Below are 16357 nucleotides of genomic sequence, written 5' to 3'. Positions count from 1 at the left end.
CCGGCAGATCGCCCGAATCGACTAGACAGCGCCTCGTCGACGAGACGCGTCATCCGCTCGGCTTCCTCGATCGAGTCGCGAAGCGCCGCCGCTCGCTCGTGTTCCGGCATCGCCGGGTTGCGCGCGACGACCTCGAGGTTCCCGCGCATGATCGTGAGGGGGGTGCGCAGCTCGTGTGAGGCATCGTCGACGAACCGCCGTTGGGTCGCGAGCGATCGAGAGAGCGCGTTCTGGGCGGCCTCGAGCCGCACCAGCATCGTGTTGAACGCCTCCGCGAGCCGGCCGAGCTCGTCTGAGCCTCCCGCCGGAACGCGCCGGGAAAGATCGCCGGTCATCCCGATCTGTTGCGCCGTCGCGCCGATCTCCTCGACCGGCCGGAGCGCCGTCCTCGCGGAACGCCACGATAGTCCGGCGGCGAGTGCGATCCCGGCGAGACCGGCGAGGAGCAAGATCTGCCGGAGCCGGCTAAGCGTGTCCTCGACGTCGTCGATCGGAGCCGCTACGAGCACGGTTCCCACCGGAGCCCCGAGCTGGTCGACCAGAGGCTTGGCGTAGACGCGTAGTGCCGTTCCGTCGACGTTGACATCTCTCGTGAACGGCTCACGCTTGCCCTGCCCCACCTGCAAGACGGGTTCGTCCACCGGCAGGACGACGGGCCCGAGCGCGTCCGACCGCGCGGCGACCGTCCCGTCTGCGTCGACGATCTGGATGTAGGTGTTGCGCTTACTGAACCCGAAGGTGTTGATCGCCACTTGGCCGGGGGCGACGTGCATCGCGCGTCCAACCTCTGCGGCGCGCTGAACCAATCCGGAATCGATACGCGAGCGGAGGTTCCGTTCGAGCAGAACGTACACGCCGGCCCCGAAGATGGCGATGACGACGGTCAGCACGACCGTCGAGATCAGCGTGAGTCGTGCCCGCAGGCTCACGACGGCTCCTTGAGCGTGTATCCCACGCCGCGTACCGTTTGGATCAGTTGCGGCTCACCGAGCTTGCGACGCAGGTACCCGACGTACACCTCGAGGACGTTCGATGCCACTTCTTCCCCGCGCCAGACCTCGTCGAGGATCCGGTACCGGTCGTGAACCGCCTTCGGCTCGCGCATGAAGAAGTCGAGTAGCTCCCATTCCTTCGCGGTGAGCTCGATCACCCGGCCGCCGCGGGTCACCTGCCGCGTGCGCGGGTCGACCTCGACGTCGGCGAACCGAAGCAGTTCGCCCGACTCGCCGGTCGCTCGCCGGAGCAACGCCCGCACCCGCGCCATGAGCTCGTCGAGCGCGAACGGCTTGACGAGGTAGTCGTCGGCGCCGGCGTCGAGGCCGGCGACCCGGTCGGCGACGCCGTCGCGCGCGGTCAACATCAGGATGGGCGTGGGATCGCCTCGCTGGCGCAGCCGCCGCGCGACCCCGAGCCCGTCCACGCCGGGCATGAGCACGTCGAGCACGACCAGATCGAAAGCTCGCTGCGATATCGCCGCCAGGGCGTGCCCGCCGTCCTCGGCGGTGTCGACCGTGAAGCCCTCGGCCTCGAGGACGCGTCTGAGCATGTCCCGAAGCCTGCGGTCGTCGTCGACGACCAGGACACGTCCACCCATCACGGCTCTCAGGCTAGTCCCAGAATCTGAGAACCGAGTGAGCGATGGCTAATTGCGGAGCGTGATCACCGAAACCCGAAGCGAGTTCACGGTGATCGTGTCCTCGTCGGCTATCCCCTCGACCTCTTGGTCGCACTGGTCTAACTCGCGAACGAGCGCCTGGATCGTAATCACGGTGTCGGTCGCGGGGGCGGCGAGTCCCCCGATGCCCGATCCCTCGCCGACTTCGCCCTTCTCGGTGGCGCCGTCGATGCGCGCTTGGAGCTTGTCGCCGTAGACGATGACGTGCCACGCGCAGGCGGTAGCGTCGCTGTCGTCGATCTCAGTGGTCGCGATCAGCTGTACGGCGGTTCCGGCCTTCTGGGTGAACGTGTACGACGCGGCACCGTTCAATGGGATCGTAACGGAGACATTGTTATCGGTCGTGCTCACGGGACCACCCGAGAGATTCACCACCGTGACCTCATCGTTGGTATTCGTGCCTCGGGCTCCAACTTGGAGGCTCATCCCAAACGAAAGTACGCCGAGCGACAAGAGCGCGATCGGCACGATGAGTCGGAACCTACGGAACTGGACGGATCGCATCGCGACCTCCCCTCGGCCCCCAGAAACGATGTGACCAATCTAGGCTTCGTCTCCGGGCGCAGCAATGGTCCGTCCGGGCTCGGGGACGATCATCCCGGGACCGGAACCGGCCGAATAGGGGAAACCGGAAGGCTATTCGCCGACGGCGCTGAGTCCTCGGGATGATTTCGCGAGCGAGCGGCCGACGGCGGCCGCAACCTTTGCCATGTCGGCCACCAGCGGGGACAGCTCCTCGATGGTCAAGGCCTGCGGGCCGTCGCACAGAGCCGTCTCCGGGTGCGGATGGATGTCGATCATGACGCCGTCGGCGCCCACCGCCACCGCCGCGAGCGCCAACGGCGCGACGAGTTCGCGCTTGCCGCTCGAGTGCGAGGGGTCGACGATCACCGGAAGGTGGGACAGCCGGTGGATCAGCGGCACCGACGAAAGGTCCAGCGTGTTGCGGGTCATCGGCTCGTAGGTCCGGATCCCACGTTCGCAGAGGATGATGTCCTCGTTCCCTTGCTGTGCGATGTACTCGGCGGCCATGAGCCATTCCTCGATCGTGGCCGACAAACCCCGCTTGAGCATCACGGGACGGCCCATGCGTCCGACCTCGCGGAGCAACTGGAAGTTCTGCATGTTCCGGGCGCCGATCCGGATGATGTCGGCGTAGGAGGCGACGACCTCGACGTCCGAGGTTTGCAGCACCTCGGTCACGACCGGCAGGCCCGTTTCCGCGCGCATCTGCGCCAGGATCTCGAGGCCTTTTCTCGCGAGGCCCTGGAAGGCGTACGGCGAGGTCCGGTGCTTGTACGCGTCGCCGCGGAGCACGTGGGCTCCTGCGGCCTTGGCCGCGCGGGCTGAGGTCATCGCCTGGTCTTCGGTCTCGATCGCGCAGGGCCCGGCGATGACGCAGAAGCGGTCGCGCCCGATCGTCACCGGCCCGACCTGGACGGCCGACGGGGTGGGACGCGACTCGGCGGCGACGAGCTTGTAGGGCTTGCCGACCCGGATCACCTGATCCACGCCGGGCATGCCGGGCAGGGGCAGGGCCATGAAGCGCTCGGTGTCGCCGACGAGGCCCACAAGGGTGCGGTGCTTCCCGCGGGAGACGAAGGTCTCGCCGCCGGCGTCCTCGATAACCTCGACCACGGCCGCGACTTCTTCGTCGGTCGCTGCCGGGCTCATCACCACCACCATGTCCGTCTCCTCCCACCTGGCGCCCGGGCTCTAGAAACGAAACGCCCCGGGCGGTCTGCCCGGGGCTGGCTCTTGCGGCTTCGGCTCTAGACGGCCTCAGCCCCCGGGCGTCCGGAGGTGCCGAAGAACCAGTAATACCGCTGCATCGTGGCCGGATGGTAGGTGCGGTTCGCTCGCCCTGTCAAGGTTCTCGGGAGCGGGAGCGTCCTCATCGGGACGGTTCAGGGGTTCCCCGCGAACCACCCATTTGAGGGATGTAAGAAGGGACCCTGGTACTACGTCACCCTCTCATCCCTCGTCGTTCTTCAATGTGTACGGGCTCCGAGGTAGTGCGTTCAGCTCCTTGGACCCCACGGAAGGTAGGTCGATCGTCCCAGCTCGGTAGTCCATCTGTACACGCAGAAACAGGCTGAATGGACGGTCAAGGGGCGTCACGTGGCGCCGAAGATGCTAGCGAAGCCGCCAAGGAGCCAGACGATGGACCGGATCGCGGACCCGAAGAACACCCTCGGTAACCAGGCTGTTTGGGGTCGAGTGGGCTACGCAGGGGACGCGTTCGCACCAGCCGAAGGTACCTACGCAGGCGTAACCGCTTCGGGCCTGAACTACACCCACATCAACGACAGCGGCCTTCCGCCCATGCCCAATCAAAAGGGTGCGCCGCTCGCGAACCTGATGCCCCTGATCCTCGGCGCGATGTGGGAAGCGGCCTTCGCACGCGAAGCCGGCCCGCTTTCGACCTGGAGCAACTGAGATGACCGCTTTCGCTCATTTCGTGGCGCAGCTGATCGCACGCCGCCGCTACCGCAAGATCTAACCGCTACACTTCTTCCTTCGCCGGAGCCATGAGCTCCGCGACCAACATCCCCGCCACGATCAGCCCCCCGCCGATCCATCCGCGCGCGGTGAGCCGTTCGTTCAGCATCAGGAAGCCGAACAGCGCGGCCATCGGCGACTCCATCGTGAGGATCACCGCCGTGCGCGAGGGCGGGATGAACCGCTGCGCTCCCGTCTGGATGAAGAACGCGAAGACGGTCGCGAGGATCGCGGTGGCGAGGATCGCGACCCAGATGCCCGATTCGGTCGGGATGGGAGCCCGCTCGGTCGCGACCGAGAGTAAGCCGGTCACGACGGCCGTCACGCCGAGCTGCAGCGTCACGAGTGCCGCCAGCGGCGCGCTTCCGGCGAACCGTCCGAGAAGCAGGAAGTGGATCGCGAAGCAGAAAGCGCACACCACGACGAGCCCGTCGCCGAGCCCGATCCTCACGCCGGTCGGCGACGCGATCAAGAGAAGGCCGGCGAACGCGATCACGGCTCCCGCCGCGGTCGACCCGGCGGGGAGCTTGCGGAGCACCACCGCGCCGAGGAGCGGGGTCAGCACGACGTAGAGCCCGGTGAGGAAGCCGGCGTTGGAAGCCGTGGTCCGCTCGAGGCCGAACGTCTGGAAGACGTATCCCGCGCAGAGAGCCAGGCCGATCCCGCAGCCCACGATCACCTGGCGGCGGGTCAAACGGCGAAGCATCGGTATCGATGCAGCGCCCACGACGACCGCCGCGATCGCGAATCGGAGCGACAGGAACAGGAGCGGCTCGGTCGGCCGATCGACCGAATCGAGACCGAGCCCGCCGCGGATATCCGAACAGCGCTCCAAGGCGCACTTCACGACCGGGAAGGCGGCCCCCCAAGCTGCGGTGACGCCGAGCAGAGCCGCGACCCACCAGAACCTTCGAACGCCCGGCTCCCGCACGGCCGGGGAGTATAGGCGGCGGTTAAACGGCTAGCAGTACACGCCTTTGCCCATGAGCGCGGTGACGGTCGATCCTCGAGGAACTTGGGTTCCTGGAGGTGGTGTCTGGTCAACGACCTTGTTCCCATCGTTCTCGAAGCTGATCTTGAGCCCGGCTGCCGCCGCCATATCTTCCGCGACCGCGCGCGTCTTGCAACCGAGGTCGGGCACGGCCACCTTCGGCGGCCCGTTGCTGACGACGATCTTGACCTTCGAGCCCTTGTCGGCTTTGACGCCCTTCCCGGGGCTCTGGTCGATGACCTGCCCGGCGGGGACCGTCGCGTGGTTTGAACGCTCGACCGTGATCTGCAGCCCGGCCGCGCTCAAGAGCTGCGTCGCCTCGGCTTCGGTCTTGCCGATCACGTCGGGAACGGTGACGCGCTCCTTGCCCTTGGAGACGGTGAGGGTGATCGGCGTGTCTTGCGTGATGATCACTCCCGGGTTCTGGTCCTGGTCGATGACGAGCCCTTTGGCGACGGTCGCGTGGAACTGCTCGACCTTGATCACCTCGAGGCCCTTGCCGGACAGCTCCTTCTCGGCTTCCTCGAACTTCATGTTGCGTACGTTCGGCACCTGGACCGTCACCGGCCCTGCCGAGACGATCAGTTTCACCGTCGAGCCCTTCCGCGCCGAGATCCCGGCCGCAGGATCGGTCCGGATCACGCGTCCGGCTGCGATGTCGGGGTGATTCTCGGTCTCTGTTGCGACCTTGAAGCCTGCCTTCTCGAGCGTCGCTTGCGCGTCTGCTTTCGTGGCGCCTTGGACCGCGGGGACATCGACCTGCGCCAGCGCGCCCGTCAGGAGCGGGATCGACGCGAGCAGCGCAGCCACGAGCGCCGCAACCACGATGAGGCCACGACGCGTGAAGCGCGGGCCGCGCCTGCGGCGGATCTGGATCGTCTCCTGCGTGCCGATCGGGATCGCCGTCGTCGGATGGACGAGCGTGCTCACCTCGCCGGTGTCCGAGCGCGGCGTCGCGCCGCGGAGCGACTCGCCCATCTCCGCGGCCGAAGCGAAGCGGTTGTCGGCGTCACGCGCCGTCGCTCGCGCGACGACCTGGTCGAGCCCGGGCGGCACGCCTCCGACCCGTGCGCTCGGCTTCGGCACGTCGTTCCGCACCCGTTGATAGGCGATCACGAGCGGGTTGTCTCCGGTGAACGGCGTCTCACCGGTGAGCATCTCGTAGAGCACGACGCCGAGCGCGTAGATGTCGGCCCGGTGGTCGCTCGGGTGGCCTTCGACCTGTTCGGGCGCGAGGTAGTGCGCGGTCCCCATCAGGACGCCGGCCTGCGTTGCGCGGGACTCCGCCATCGTGCGGGAGAGCCCGAAGTCGGCCACCTTCACGCCGCCGTCCGCAGTGAGGAGGATGTTCTCCGGCTTCACATCGCGATGGACCAGCCCGGCCCTGCGAGCCGCCTCCAGCGCGGCGCAGACCTGAGCGGTGATCCGTGAGGCGATCGCGGGACGAAGGCGGCCGTTCGCATTCAGGACCTCGCGGAGGTTCTGTCCGTCGACGAACTCCATGGCCATGTAGGCCGAGCCGTCCTCGCCGCGGCCGAAGTCGTAGACCTGGACGATGTTCGGATGCGAGAGACGGCCGGCGATGGTCGCTTCCTTGCGGAAGCGCTCGATGAAGTCGGCGTCGGAGCCGATGCCGGCACGGAGGACCTTCAGCGCGACGCGTCGATCCAGAACGCGGTCGTGCGCTTGGAAGACCTCACCCATTCCGCCGGAGGCGATGAGGCCGGTGATCTGGTAGCGACCGCCGACGAGGCTTGCGATGCGGCGATCGGATCCGATGTCCTGCGCCACGTCGCGCACAAGTGTAGTGACGTGAGGCAGGGCGGGCACGCAACCCGGTTCGTCCGAATAGACTCGGGTCGGGATGAAGGTCCTGGTCACAGGCGGTACGGGCTTCGTCGGAAGCCATCTCGTCCGCAGGCTGCGAGACGAGGGGTTCGAGGTCCGCGTGCTCGGTCGCGATACCGACGGCGCTCCGCACGGCGTCGAGGTCCTGGCCGGAAGCATCGCGGACCCAGAAGCCGTTCGCCGGGCCGTCGAAGGCGTGGACGCCGTCGTCCATCTCGTCGCCATCATCGTGGAGCGCGGTTCGCAGACGTTCGAGGCGGTCAACCATCAGGGCACCGGCAAACTCGTGACCGCCATGGAGTCCGCCGGCGTTCGCCGGCTCGTCCACCAGTCGGCGCTCGGCGCCGGGCCCGACGAGCGGTTCCCCTACCTGCGCTCGAAGTGGCTGGGGGAGCAGGCGGTCCGTGGGTCCTCGCTCGAGTGGACGATCCTGCGGCCGAGCGTCTTGTTCGGGGAGGGAGCCGGATTCTTCCGTCCCATTGTCTGGTCGCTGCGATGGGCGCCCGTCTACCCGATGCCGGCCGGGGGCAGGACGCGGTTCCAGCCGCTGGCGATCGAGGACCTCGCCACCTGCGTCGTGCGGTCGCTTCGCGGCGAGCAGGTGGGAGCGGCGCTCGACATCGGCGGTCCCGAGGTGCTGACCTTCTCCGATATCGTTCGCACCGTCATGAAGGCGCTCGGCAAGAAGCGGCGGATGGTGTCCCTGCCGGTGTGGGCCGCGCGGCCGTTCGCGCTCGTGCAAGGGATGCGCAAGGAACCGCTGGTGACGAACCAGCAGCTCGACATGGTCGTGCTCGATAACACGTGCGCACCGGACTCGGTCGAGCGGGCGTTCGGGTTCCCGCCGGTCCGGATGGCCGATACGGATCTGCGATGGCTCGCGAGGCTGTGATGGCCGGGCCGGAAACGCTTCACGACGATCTGGAGGCTCTGGGCTTCCGGCTCGTGGAGCAAAGCCGGCGGGGTGACTTCCAGTACGCGAAGGCGGCGAACCGATATCTCACCTACCACGTTCACTGGGATCCCGAGGAGGAAGGGATCCTGTTCACGTGGGAGTTCGCGGTGGGGGAGTTCTTCGACCACCGCGGCATGCAGATCGGCTCCAACGAAGCGCTGAATCTCTTCCTGTTCCCGCAATACGACTCGCGCGGCGCGGCCGACGTGTCGTTCGTCGCAAGCGAGCTCGACCGTATCGAGCAGGTGCTCCGTTCGCTGAACTTCATCGACCCCGAGGCCTGAGGTTGAGTGACCGGGCCGGGTCGGTTCGACACGGCCGGAAGCGCTATCATCGGGGGGACAACTACAGCAGCGGGGAGCTCGGAGCACCGGGCTGAGAGGCCGTCTGATGCGGGCGGCGACCCACAGAACCTGATCCGGGTAACGCCGGCGGAGGGAGGAAGGCAAGGCCACCGGGATCGGTGGCCTTTCGCATCTCATGGACGATCGACTCATCATCGCGGGGCGGGCGTTCGGCTCGCGGCTGATCGTCGGGACCGGGAAGTTCCCGTCCGGCGAGGCGATGCGCGACGCGCTCGCCGCCAGCGGAACCGAGATCGTCACGGTCGCGCTCCGCCGCGTGGACCTGGACGCGACCGGCGGCCCCGACATCCTGGAGTTCATCGACCCCGAGCGGTATCTGCTGTTGCCCAACACGTCGGGCGCGATGACCGCGGACGAGGCGGTTCGACTGGCGCGGCTTGCGCGCACGATGGGCCTTCCGGCGTGGGTGAAGCTCGAGGTGACCCCGGATCCTCGGTACCTGTTGCCCGACCCGATCGAGACGCTGAGGGCCGCCGAGATCCTCGTCACCGAGGGGTTCACGGTGCTGCCGTACATCAACGCGGACCCGGTGCTTGCGAAAAGGCTCGAGGAAGCCGGCTGCGCGACGGTGATGCCGCTCGGCGCATGGATCGGATCGAACCTCGGAATGCGGACGCGCGACGCCGTCAGGATCATCGTCGAGCAGGCGGAGGTGCCCGTGGTCGTCGACGCCGGGCTCGGCGCGCCGTCGCACGCGGCGGAAGCCATGGAGCTCGGGGTCGACGCGGTGCTCGTCAACACGGCGATCGCGGTCGCGCGGGATCCATCGCGGATGGCGATCGCCTTCCGCAAGGCGGTCGAGGCAGGGCGCGACGCGTACGTCGCTGGCCTCGCGCCGCAGCGGATCGAGGCCGAGGCGTCGAGCCCGCTCACGGGGTTCCTCGACCCGATGGCACCCATCTCGCCGTGACGACGCTCACCGCGGATCGAACGTTCTCCGAGGAGCTCGACGCGATCGGCCTGCGCGACATCGCCTCGCGTTCCGTGACTGCGAGCGAGTCCGACGTGACGCGTGCGCTCACGCGCGGGGCGGGGGAACGCGACCTGGAAGATCTCGCGGCGCTGCTCTCGCCGGCCGCCGGCGCGCGTCTGGAGGAGATCGCGCAGGCGGCGCACCGGCTCACCGTCCGGCGGTTCGGCAAGACTGTCCACATGTATGCGCCGATCTACCTCTCGAACGAGTGCCTGACGACGTGCACCTATTGCGGGTTCGCGAAGGACCTCGAGATCGTCCGGCGCACGCTGACCGTCGCGGAGGCGGTCCGTGAAGCCGAGGCGCTGACCGCGCACGGATTCCGGCATCTCCTGCTCCTGACGGGAGAGCACCAGAAGATCACCGGGGTCGACTACCTCGAGCAGGCCCTGCGCGCGCTGTCTCGCGTCGTGCCCCAGCTGTCGATCGAGGTCCAGGTCTGGTCGGAGGACGAGTACCGGCGGCTCGTCGCCGCCGGGTGCGACGGCGTCGTGATCTACCAGGAGACCTACGACCGCGCCGCCTACCGCGACTATCACGTCGCCGGGCGCAAGCGCGACTACGACTGGCGGCTGGAGGGGCCGGAGCGCGCCGGGAGGGCCGGCATCCGGCGCCTCGGCGTCGGCGCGCTGCTCGGCCTGCACGATCCGTGGCGGGAAGAGGTGATCGCCACAGCGGCACACGCGCGGTTCCTCACCCACCGGTTCTGGCGCTCGGAGGTAACGGTGAGCGTTCCGCGGATCCGTCCGAGCGCGAGCGGATACGTCCCGCGCGCCGACGTGTCCGACCGCGAGCTGGCTCAAACGATCTGCGCGTTGCGGCTGTTCCTGCCCGACGCCGGGATCGTGATGTCCTCGCGCGAGGCGGCCGGGTTCCGCGACGCCTTGGTGCCGCTCGGCGTCACCCACACGAGCGCCGGATCGCACACCGAGCCCGGCGGCTACACCGAACCCGACGCGGCGGAAGGGCAGTTCGAGGTCAACGACACCCGGACGCCACGGCAGGTCGCTGCTGCGCTGTCGGGGATCGGGTACGACGTCGTCTGGAAGGACTGGGACGGGGTACTCCGCGCCTAGATGTCCGTGCTGACCGTGGTGGCCAACGGAAAGCTGCGGGAGGTCCCCGCCGGCTCCACGATCCGCGACCTGCTCGACGGCGTCGGCTGGAAGCCCGAGTGGGTCGTCGTCGAACGCAACGGTGAGCCGGTCGAGCGAAGCGCGTTCGCCATGACACGGCTGGCGGAGGGCGACCGGCTCGAGATCGTGCGTGCCGTTGCCGGAGGCGCCTCGCGTTGATGGATCCGGAAGAGGCGCGCGCGAAGCTCGACGCGGCGCGTCTGTATCTCGTGACCGATGGACGCGACGGGGGCCAAGAGCTGCGGACGTTCCTCGACGAGGTCCTCGGAGCCGGGGTAGACGTGATCCAGCTCCGCGAGAAGGAGCTCGAGGCCGGGCCGATCCTCGAGCGCGCCGAGATCTTCCGCGAAGCCTGCGATCATCACGGCGTGCCGTTCATCGTCAACGACCGCGCCGACCTGACGTTCGCCGCCGGAGCCGACGGCGTGCACCTCGGACAGGACGACCTGCCGGTCGGCGCGGCGCGGCATCTGCTCGGTCGCAACGTGATCATCGGGCGCTCGACGCACGATCCGGATCAGCTTCGACGAGCAGAGGCCGAGGACGTCGACTACCTCGCGGTCGGTCCCGTGCATGAGACGCCGACGAAGCCCGGCCGTCCGGCTGCCGGCACCGACCTGGTCCGTCTCGCCGCAGCCGAGGTGAGGAAACCCTGGTTCGCGATCGGCGGGATCGACGACTCGAACCTCGACGAGGTGCGAACGGCCGGCGCGACCCGGATCGTCGTGGTGCGAGCCGTCACGCTGTCCGGGGACCCGGGAGCCGCCGTGAAGGGTCTTCGCGCCGCGCTCGGCTGACCCGTTTCCGTCACGCTCCGTGGCGGGGCTCAAGTCGGGGACTGGATGGTCCGAATCCTCCGGCGAAAGAGCGGATCGAGGAGGAGTCGTGCGCCGCACCCTGCTTGCCGTCGCCGCGCTCGCCGTCGCGCTCAGCGCGTGCGAGTTGCGCGCCGAGATCGCCATCAACGAAGACGGTGAGGCCGTGGCCGACGTTCGGCCGGAGGACGACGATGTTTCGGGGGGTTCCAAGGAGAGCGCCTCACTGTCGAGTTAAGTCCCCCCCGCGTGAGGGGCCGTCCTCTCTGGACGGCCTCTCCGCACGTCCGAGAGGGCGGTGACCGTCCCCGGTCCGTATCATCGGCGCGTGCGTACGGACCCCAACCCTTCGTCGCTCTAGCGATGCTTCTCCGGCGCATCGTGGCGTCACCCGACGCCGTCCTTCGCGCGGCCGCCGAACCCGTTACAACGGGCTTCGCGGATCCGACCGATCCGCTCGTCGACGGTCGCGAGATCCGGTGGGGCTCCGTCGCCGACGTCGCCGAGGAGGTGGAGCGATTCGGCGAGTTGACGACCGACGGGGACGAGACCACGCTCACCCTGCGGGCGGTGATCGACCTTCGCATGCCGTACTTCGGCTTCCTCTTCCGTCCGCTGATCGGGCGAGCGGTTCGCAGGACGCTGGCGCACATGGCCGATGTGATCGAGGCGCGCGCCGCCGGCCGGCCCGAGCCTCCCGAGCCACGCCGTCCGATCTGGGCGCCGCGTGACCGGATCGAAGGCAGCCGCGCCGCAACGATCGCGACGATCTGCGCCGCGCTTCTGGTCGCCGGCTACTGCGGCGGACTGTTCACGAACACGCTGGACTACGTGGCGGACTCGTTCGGAGCATCCGACGCCGACCTGGGCGTGGCGCTCGCGGTGACGCGGATCGGGGTGCTGGTGGGGCTCGTTGGTGCGACGCTCGCAGACCGCACCGGCCGCAGGCGGATCCTGCTCGGGGCGATCATCGGCGTCTGCGTGGCGAGCATCATCTCGGCTGCGGCCCCGAACCTCGTGACGTTCGGCGCGGCGCAGGTCTTCGTCCGAGGGTTCGTTCAGCTCGCCGGGATCATCGGCTTCGTCGCCGTTACCGAGGAGGCGCCGGAAGGATCTCGGGCGTTCCTGCTCGCGATCGCCGGCATGGCGAGCGGGGCAGGGTTCGCGCTCGCCGCGGGACTGCTGCCGTTCGCGGATCTTGCCGGGGAGGCATGGCGCCTGATGTACGTGATCGCCGGCTTGGGGCTCTTCCTGCTCCCCGGCCTCGCGAGGCGCCTGCAAGAGACCCGGCGCTACACGGCGCTGTCCGCCCGTGCTGCCTCCTCGCGAGCCGGCGAGCTCGTCGACGCCGTCTACGGCGGACGTTTCCTCATCGCCGCGGCGATGGGTTTGCTGCTCGGCTTCTTCGGCTCGCCGAGCTTGCAGTGGACGAACCGTTACTTATCCGATGTCCACGGCTACTCCGGAGCTGGGATCTTCCTGCTCCGCAGCGTCACCCAAGGTCTCCCGGCTTTGCTCGCGATCGTGGCGGGCGGCAAGCTCGCCGAGTCGAGCGGCCGACGTGTTGTCGCGTCGCGGACGACGCTCGCGCTCGGGATCGCGTCGATCGCGTTCTTCCTGACCGGCGGCGCAGCGCTGTGGATCTCGATGCTGGTCGCGACCGTGGCCGGAGCGATGTCCGGGCCCGCGCTGACCGCGTTCAACACAGAGCTGTTCCCGACCGAGGTTCGTGGCCGGGCAGGCGCCGTGCTCCTGACGTTCAGCGTCGTCGGTGCAGCGGGTGGTCTCTTGTTGACGGGTTACCTCGCCGATCCGCTGGGCGACATCGGAAAGGCCGTGGCCCTCACGTGCATCGCGCCGATCGTCGTCGCGCTGTTCCTGATCCCTCGGCTGCCGGAGGGCCGCGGGCGGGCGCTCGATGAGCTCAGCCCGCCGGAGGTGTAAACCGGGCCCCTCGTGTGTCGAGTCGGAGATCCATACCAATATTTGGCGCCCCTGCACTCGGTAACGCTGCGGATCATCGCCGTGACGAAGGTAGTCTCATCTCATGAAACCCTTTGACCGAGCCAGCGAGGCCCTTCGTCGGCTGACGATGGGCGAGTCCGTCCTCGGCGAAGGCCGGACCGACGAGTTCCCGTCGGCGACATCGCAGGTTCCGGAGTCCGGCTACGACTATGTGCTCGTGACGGCGAGTCGGATCCTCGTAGCGAAAGACGCTCTGCGCGAGGACCGCTCCTTGGACTTCGAGCTCAGTTGGGCACAAGTCCACGAGTTCGCCGAACGGGACCTCGGCCATCAGTGGCTACTGTTGCTTCGGCACGATCCGATCGTTCGGACGAGACACTGCCCGAAGTACCGCTTCCTTTGGATGCGGTGGGGAAACGCGGAGGTTGCGGCGCCCGAGACCGAGACGTGTCTACGCTTCAGCCGACGCGAGACCGCTGCTGCCGAAGCCGTTCGTGTTCAACTCGCGGCCCAGAACGTGCCTCAGACCGAGCATGCCGAAGACCTGGCCGCGTTTGCGAAGCGGGCGAAAGAGCCGAACATGTTCTTGCAGAGGACGTCCGTCGGTAAGACTAGCCGTCCAAAGCGCGGCGGAGGTCGGTGAGCAGATCGTCGACGTTCTCGATGCCGACAGACAGGCGCACGAGCGCGGGGTCGACGGCGAGCGGCGAGTTCGCGACCGAGGCGTGCGTCATGCGGGCAGGATGCTCGATGAGCGACTCAACGGCGCCGAGCGATTCGGCGAGCGAGAACAGGTGGGTACGCGTGACCATGTCCAGCGCCGCCTGCTCGCCGTCGCGATGCGTGAACGAGACCATGCCGCCGAAGTCGCGCATCTGGCGCTTCGCGGTCTCGTGTCCGGGGTTCGAGTCCAGCCCCGGGTAGTAGACCTCGGCGACCGCAGGATGCCCGGCGAGCATCTCCGCGACGGCGCGCGCGTTCGCGCAGTGACGTTCCATCCGTACGGCGAGCGTCTTGAGTCCGCGCAGTACGAGCCAGCAATCGAACGGACCCGGAACGCCGCCCATGGCGTTCTGAAGGAAAGCCAGACGCTCGGCGATCGCGTCGTCGTTCATCGCGAGGAACCCACCGACCACGTCCGAGTGTCCGCCGAGATACTTGGTCGTCGAGTGCACGACGATGTCGGCTCCGAGCGCGAGCGGCGTTTGGAGATACGGCGTCGCGAACGTGTTGTCCACGACGACGAGCGCGCCGCGCTCGTGCGCGAGCTCGGACACCGCCTCGATGTCGATCACGCGGAGGAGCGGGTTGGTCGGAGTCTCGATCCACACGAGCTTCGTCTCGTCGCGCCAGGCCGACATGCACGCCGAGGCCTCGGTCATGTCGACCGGCGTGAAGCTCAACCCCGCCGGCTCGTAGACCCGGGCGACGAGCCGGTAGGTCCCGCCGTACGCGTCGTGCGGGATCAGGATGTGGTCGTCGGGAGACAGGGTTCGCAGGATCGCGTCCTCGGCGGCCATGCCGCTCGCGAACGCGAGACCGTGCGCGGCACCCTCCAGCGACGCGAGGCAGCGCTCCAGCGAGGTGCGGGTCGGGTTGCCGGTGCGCGAATACTCGAAGCCCTTGTGCTTGCCGACCGCCTCCTGAACGTAGGTCGAGGTCTGGTAGATCGGCGTGACGATCGCACCGGTGGCCGGGTCGGGCTCCTGGCCGTCGTGGATCGCGCGGGTCTCGAACTCCACTACCGGCTCCCGCGCGACGACAGGAAATCGAGCACGTCCGACCGCGTGATGATGCCGACCGGGTGGCCGCCGTCCACGACGAGGACCGCGGGGCCGCGCTCGAGCGCCTCTACCGCTTGATCGATCGACTCGCCGATCCCGACCGAGGGGAGCGGCGGCCCCATGACCTCACCGACCGGCCGGTCCAGGATCGCGTCGTCGCGGAACCCTTTCTCGAGGAGGTCGCGCTCCTTCACCGCGCCGACGACCTCCGCGAACGCGAGCGGCGGCTCGGCCTTGACGACCGGCACCTGCGAGACCTGGTACTCGCGCATCAGCCGGATCGCGTCGCGCACGGTCTCGTCGGGATGCATGTGCACCAGCGCGGGGATCCCGCCGCCCTTGCGCCCGACGAGGTCCGCGACGGTCTGGCCGCCGACCTTGAGGAAGCCGTACTCCGCCATCCAGTGGTCGTTGTAGATCTTCGACAGGTAGCCGCGGCCTGAGTCCGGGATGAGCACGACGACGACGTCGTCGGGTCCGAGCTCGGCGCCGACCACCAGGGCAGCCTTCACGGCCAGGCCCGCCGAGCCCCCGACGAGCATCCCCTCCTCGCGTGTCACCCGTCGAGCGGTGAGGAACGAGTCGCGGTCCGATACGGCGACGATGCGGTCGACGACGGAGCGGTCGTAGGTCTCCGGCCAGAAGTCCTCGCCGACGCCCTCGACCATGTAGGGGCGCCCGCCGCCTCCGGAGTACACCGAGCCCTCGGGATCAGCGCCGACGATCTGGACGTTGGGGTTCTGCGACTTGAGGTAGCGGCCGGTGCCCGAGATCGTGCCGCCGGTCCCGATCCCGGCGACGAAGTGCGTGATGCGGCCGGCGGTCTGTCGCCAGATCTCCGGCCCGGTCGTCAGCTCGTGCGCGCGGGGGTTCTCGCGGTTGGCGTATTGGTTCGGCTGGAACGCGCCGGGGATCTCCGCGGTGAGCCGCTTCGCCACGCTGTAGTAGGACTCGGGGTGCTCGGGCGCGACGGCCGTGGGACAGACCACGACCTCGGCGCCGTAGGCGCGCAGCAGAGAGATCTTCTCCTGACTCATCTTGTCGGGCATCACGAACACGCAGCGGTACCGCCTGCGCGCCGCCACGATCGCGAGGCCCACGCCGGTGTTGCCCGAGGTAGGCTCCACGATGGTGCCGCCGGGTTTCAGCAGCCCCTCGCGCTCGGCCGCCTCGACCATGCCGAGCGCGATCCGATCCTTCACGCTCCCGCCGGGGTTCAGCAGCTCCGCTTTGGCCAGCAAGGTGGGGGCGAGGTCTCGCCCGATGCGGTCGAGGCGCACGAGCGGTGTGTTGCCCACCAGGTCGAGGAGCGAGTCCGCGGTTTCCATCGCCGCCCCTCGATCGCTTG

General features: G+C 68.4%; 18 protein-coding genes and 1 riboswitch. Of the genes, 10 read left to right on the top strand and 8 right to left on the bottom strand.

The window, feature by feature from the left end; genetic code table 11:
• The 4 genes from WEB06_17470 to aroF form a co-directional block, all read right to left on the bottom strand.
• On the bottom strand, positions 1-929 hold a 929-nt coding region (locus WEB06_17470), incomplete at its 3' end, for a HAMP domain-containing protein (protein ID MEX2557405.1).
• The gene (locus WEB06_17465; GenBank protein MEX2557404.1) at positions 926-1594 is read right to left on the bottom strand and encodes a response regulator transcription factor; all 669 of its coding nucleotides are present in this window, start codon (positions 1592-1594) and stop codon (positions 926-928) included. The genes WEB06_17465 and WEB06_17470, both read right to left, overlap by 4 nt.
• A gap of 48 nt (positions 1595-1642) precedes the next feature.
• Positions 1643-2179, bottom strand: coding sequence for a hypothetical protein (locus WEB06_17460; GenBank protein ID MEX2557403.1), 537 nt, complete (start codon positions 2177-2179; stop codon positions 1643-1645).
• A gap of 132 nt (positions 2180-2311) precedes the next feature.
• Positions 2312-3361, bottom strand: a complete 1050-nt coding sequence (aroF, locus tag WEB06_17455) for a 3-deoxy-7-phosphoheptulonate synthase (GenBank protein ID MEX2557402.1) — start codon at positions 3359-3361, stop codon at positions 2312-2314.
• Between the two features lie 477 nt (positions 3362-3838).
• Here aroF and WEB06_17450 point away from each other — a divergent pair, with 477 nt between their 5' ends.
• A complete protein-coding gene (locus WEB06_17450; GenBank protein ID MEX2557401.1) occupies positions 3839-4114 on the top strand; it encodes a hypothetical protein in 276 nt (91 codons plus the stop codon).
• Between the two features lie 67 nt (positions 4115-4181).
• Here WEB06_17450 and WEB06_17445 read toward each other — a convergent pair whose 3' ends face one another.
• Positions 4182-5108 carry a DMT family transporter gene (locus WEB06_17445; protein ID MEX2557400.1) on the bottom strand — a complete coding sequence of 309 codons (927 nt, stop codon included), beginning with the start codon at positions 5106-5108 and terminating at the stop codon, positions 4182-4184.
• 30 nt (positions 5109-5138) lie between these two features.
• Complete coding sequence (locus WEB06_17440; GenBank protein ID MEX2557399.1) at positions 5139-6959, bottom strand: PASTA domain-containing protein; 1821 nt, start codon at positions 6957-6959, stop codon at positions 5139-5141.
• A 73-nt stretch (positions 6960-7032) separates the two neighbouring features.
• Between WEB06_17440 and WEB06_17435 the strand changes: the two genes are divergently transcribed.
• From WEB06_17435 to WEB06_17395, 9 genes are all read left to right on the top strand, one after another.
• Complete coding sequence (locus tag WEB06_17435; protein MEX2557398.1) at positions 7033-7908, top strand: complex I NDUFA9 subunit family protein; 876 nt, start codon at positions 7033-7035, stop codon at positions 7906-7908.
• Positions 7890-8255 (top strand): hypothetical protein, encoded by a 366-nt coding sequence (locus tag WEB06_17430; GenBank protein MEX2557397.1) that lies wholly within the window; start codon positions 7890-7892, stop codon positions 8253-8255. The genes WEB06_17435 and WEB06_17430 overlap by 19 nt, the downstream gene beginning before the upstream one ends.
• A 70-nt stretch (positions 8256-8325) precedes the next feature.
• Positions 8326-8411: riboswitch (TPP riboswitch) on the top strand.
• 40 nt (positions 8412-8451) lie between these two features.
• Entirely contained in the window at positions 8452-9246 is a 795-nt protein-coding gene (locus WEB06_17425) for a thiazole synthase (protein MEX2557396.1), read from the top strand.
• Positions 9243-10385: a 2-iminoacetate synthase ThiH gene (gene thiH, locus WEB06_17420; protein MEX2557395.1), complete on the top strand. Its 1143-nt coding sequence runs from the start codon at positions 9243-9245 to the stop codon at positions 10383-10385. The genes WEB06_17425 and thiH overlap by 4 nt, the downstream gene beginning before the upstream one ends.
• Positions 10386-10604 carry a sulfur carrier protein ThiS gene (gene thiS, locus WEB06_17415; protein ID MEX2557394.1) on the top strand — a complete coding sequence of 73 codons (219 nt, stop codon included), beginning with the start codon at positions 10386-10388 and terminating at the stop codon, positions 10602-10604.
• Positions 10604-11242, top strand: coding sequence for a thiamine phosphate synthase (gene thiE, locus WEB06_17410; GenBank protein MEX2557393.1), 639 nt, complete (start codon positions 10604-10606; stop codon positions 11240-11242). Before thiS ends, thiE begins: the two co-directional genes overlap by 1 nt.
• Before the next feature lie 88 nt (positions 11243-11330).
• Complete coding sequence (locus tag WEB06_17405; GenBank protein MEX2557392.1) at positions 11331-11498, top strand: hypothetical protein; 168 nt, start codon at positions 11331-11333, stop codon at positions 11496-11498.
• Positions 11499-11623: 125 nt separating this feature from the next.
• Positions 11624-13204 (top strand): MFS transporter, encoded by a 1581-nt coding sequence (locus tag WEB06_17400; protein MEX2557391.1) that lies wholly within the window; start codon positions 11624-11626, stop codon positions 13202-13204.
• 103 nt (positions 13205-13307) lie between these two features.
• The gene (locus WEB06_17395; protein MEX2557390.1) at positions 13308-13868 is read left to right on the top strand and encodes a hypothetical protein; all 561 of its coding nucleotides are present in this window, start codon (positions 13308-13310) and stop codon (positions 13866-13868) included.
• Here the strand turns inward: WEB06_17395 and WEB06_17390 are convergent.
• Both WEB06_17390 and WEB06_17385 read right to left on the bottom strand, forming a co-directional pair.
• On the bottom strand, positions 13837-14967 hold the full coding sequence (locus WEB06_17390) for a cystathionine gamma-synthase (GenBank protein MEX2557389.1): 1131 nt from the start codon (positions 14965-14967) through the stop codon (positions 13837-13839). The two genes, WEB06_17395 and WEB06_17390, sit on opposite strands and share 32 nt — an antisense overlap.
• On the bottom strand, positions 14967-16337 hold the full coding sequence (locus WEB06_17385; protein MEX2557388.1) for a cystathionine beta-synthase: 1371 nt from the start codon (positions 16335-16337) through the stop codon (positions 14967-14969). Before WEB06_17385 ends, WEB06_17390 begins: the two co-directional genes overlap by 1 nt.
• Between the last annotated feature and the right edge of the window lie 20 nt (positions 16338-16357).

The sequence above is a fragment of the Actinomycetota bacterium genome (genome assembly GCA_040905475.1).
In the GTDB taxonomy this organism is placed as follows: Bacteria; Actinomycetota; AC-67; order AC-67; family AC-67; genus DATFGK01.
Note: the sequence above shows the minus strand (reverse complement) of the source record. Positions and strands in the feature narration are given on the sequence as shown.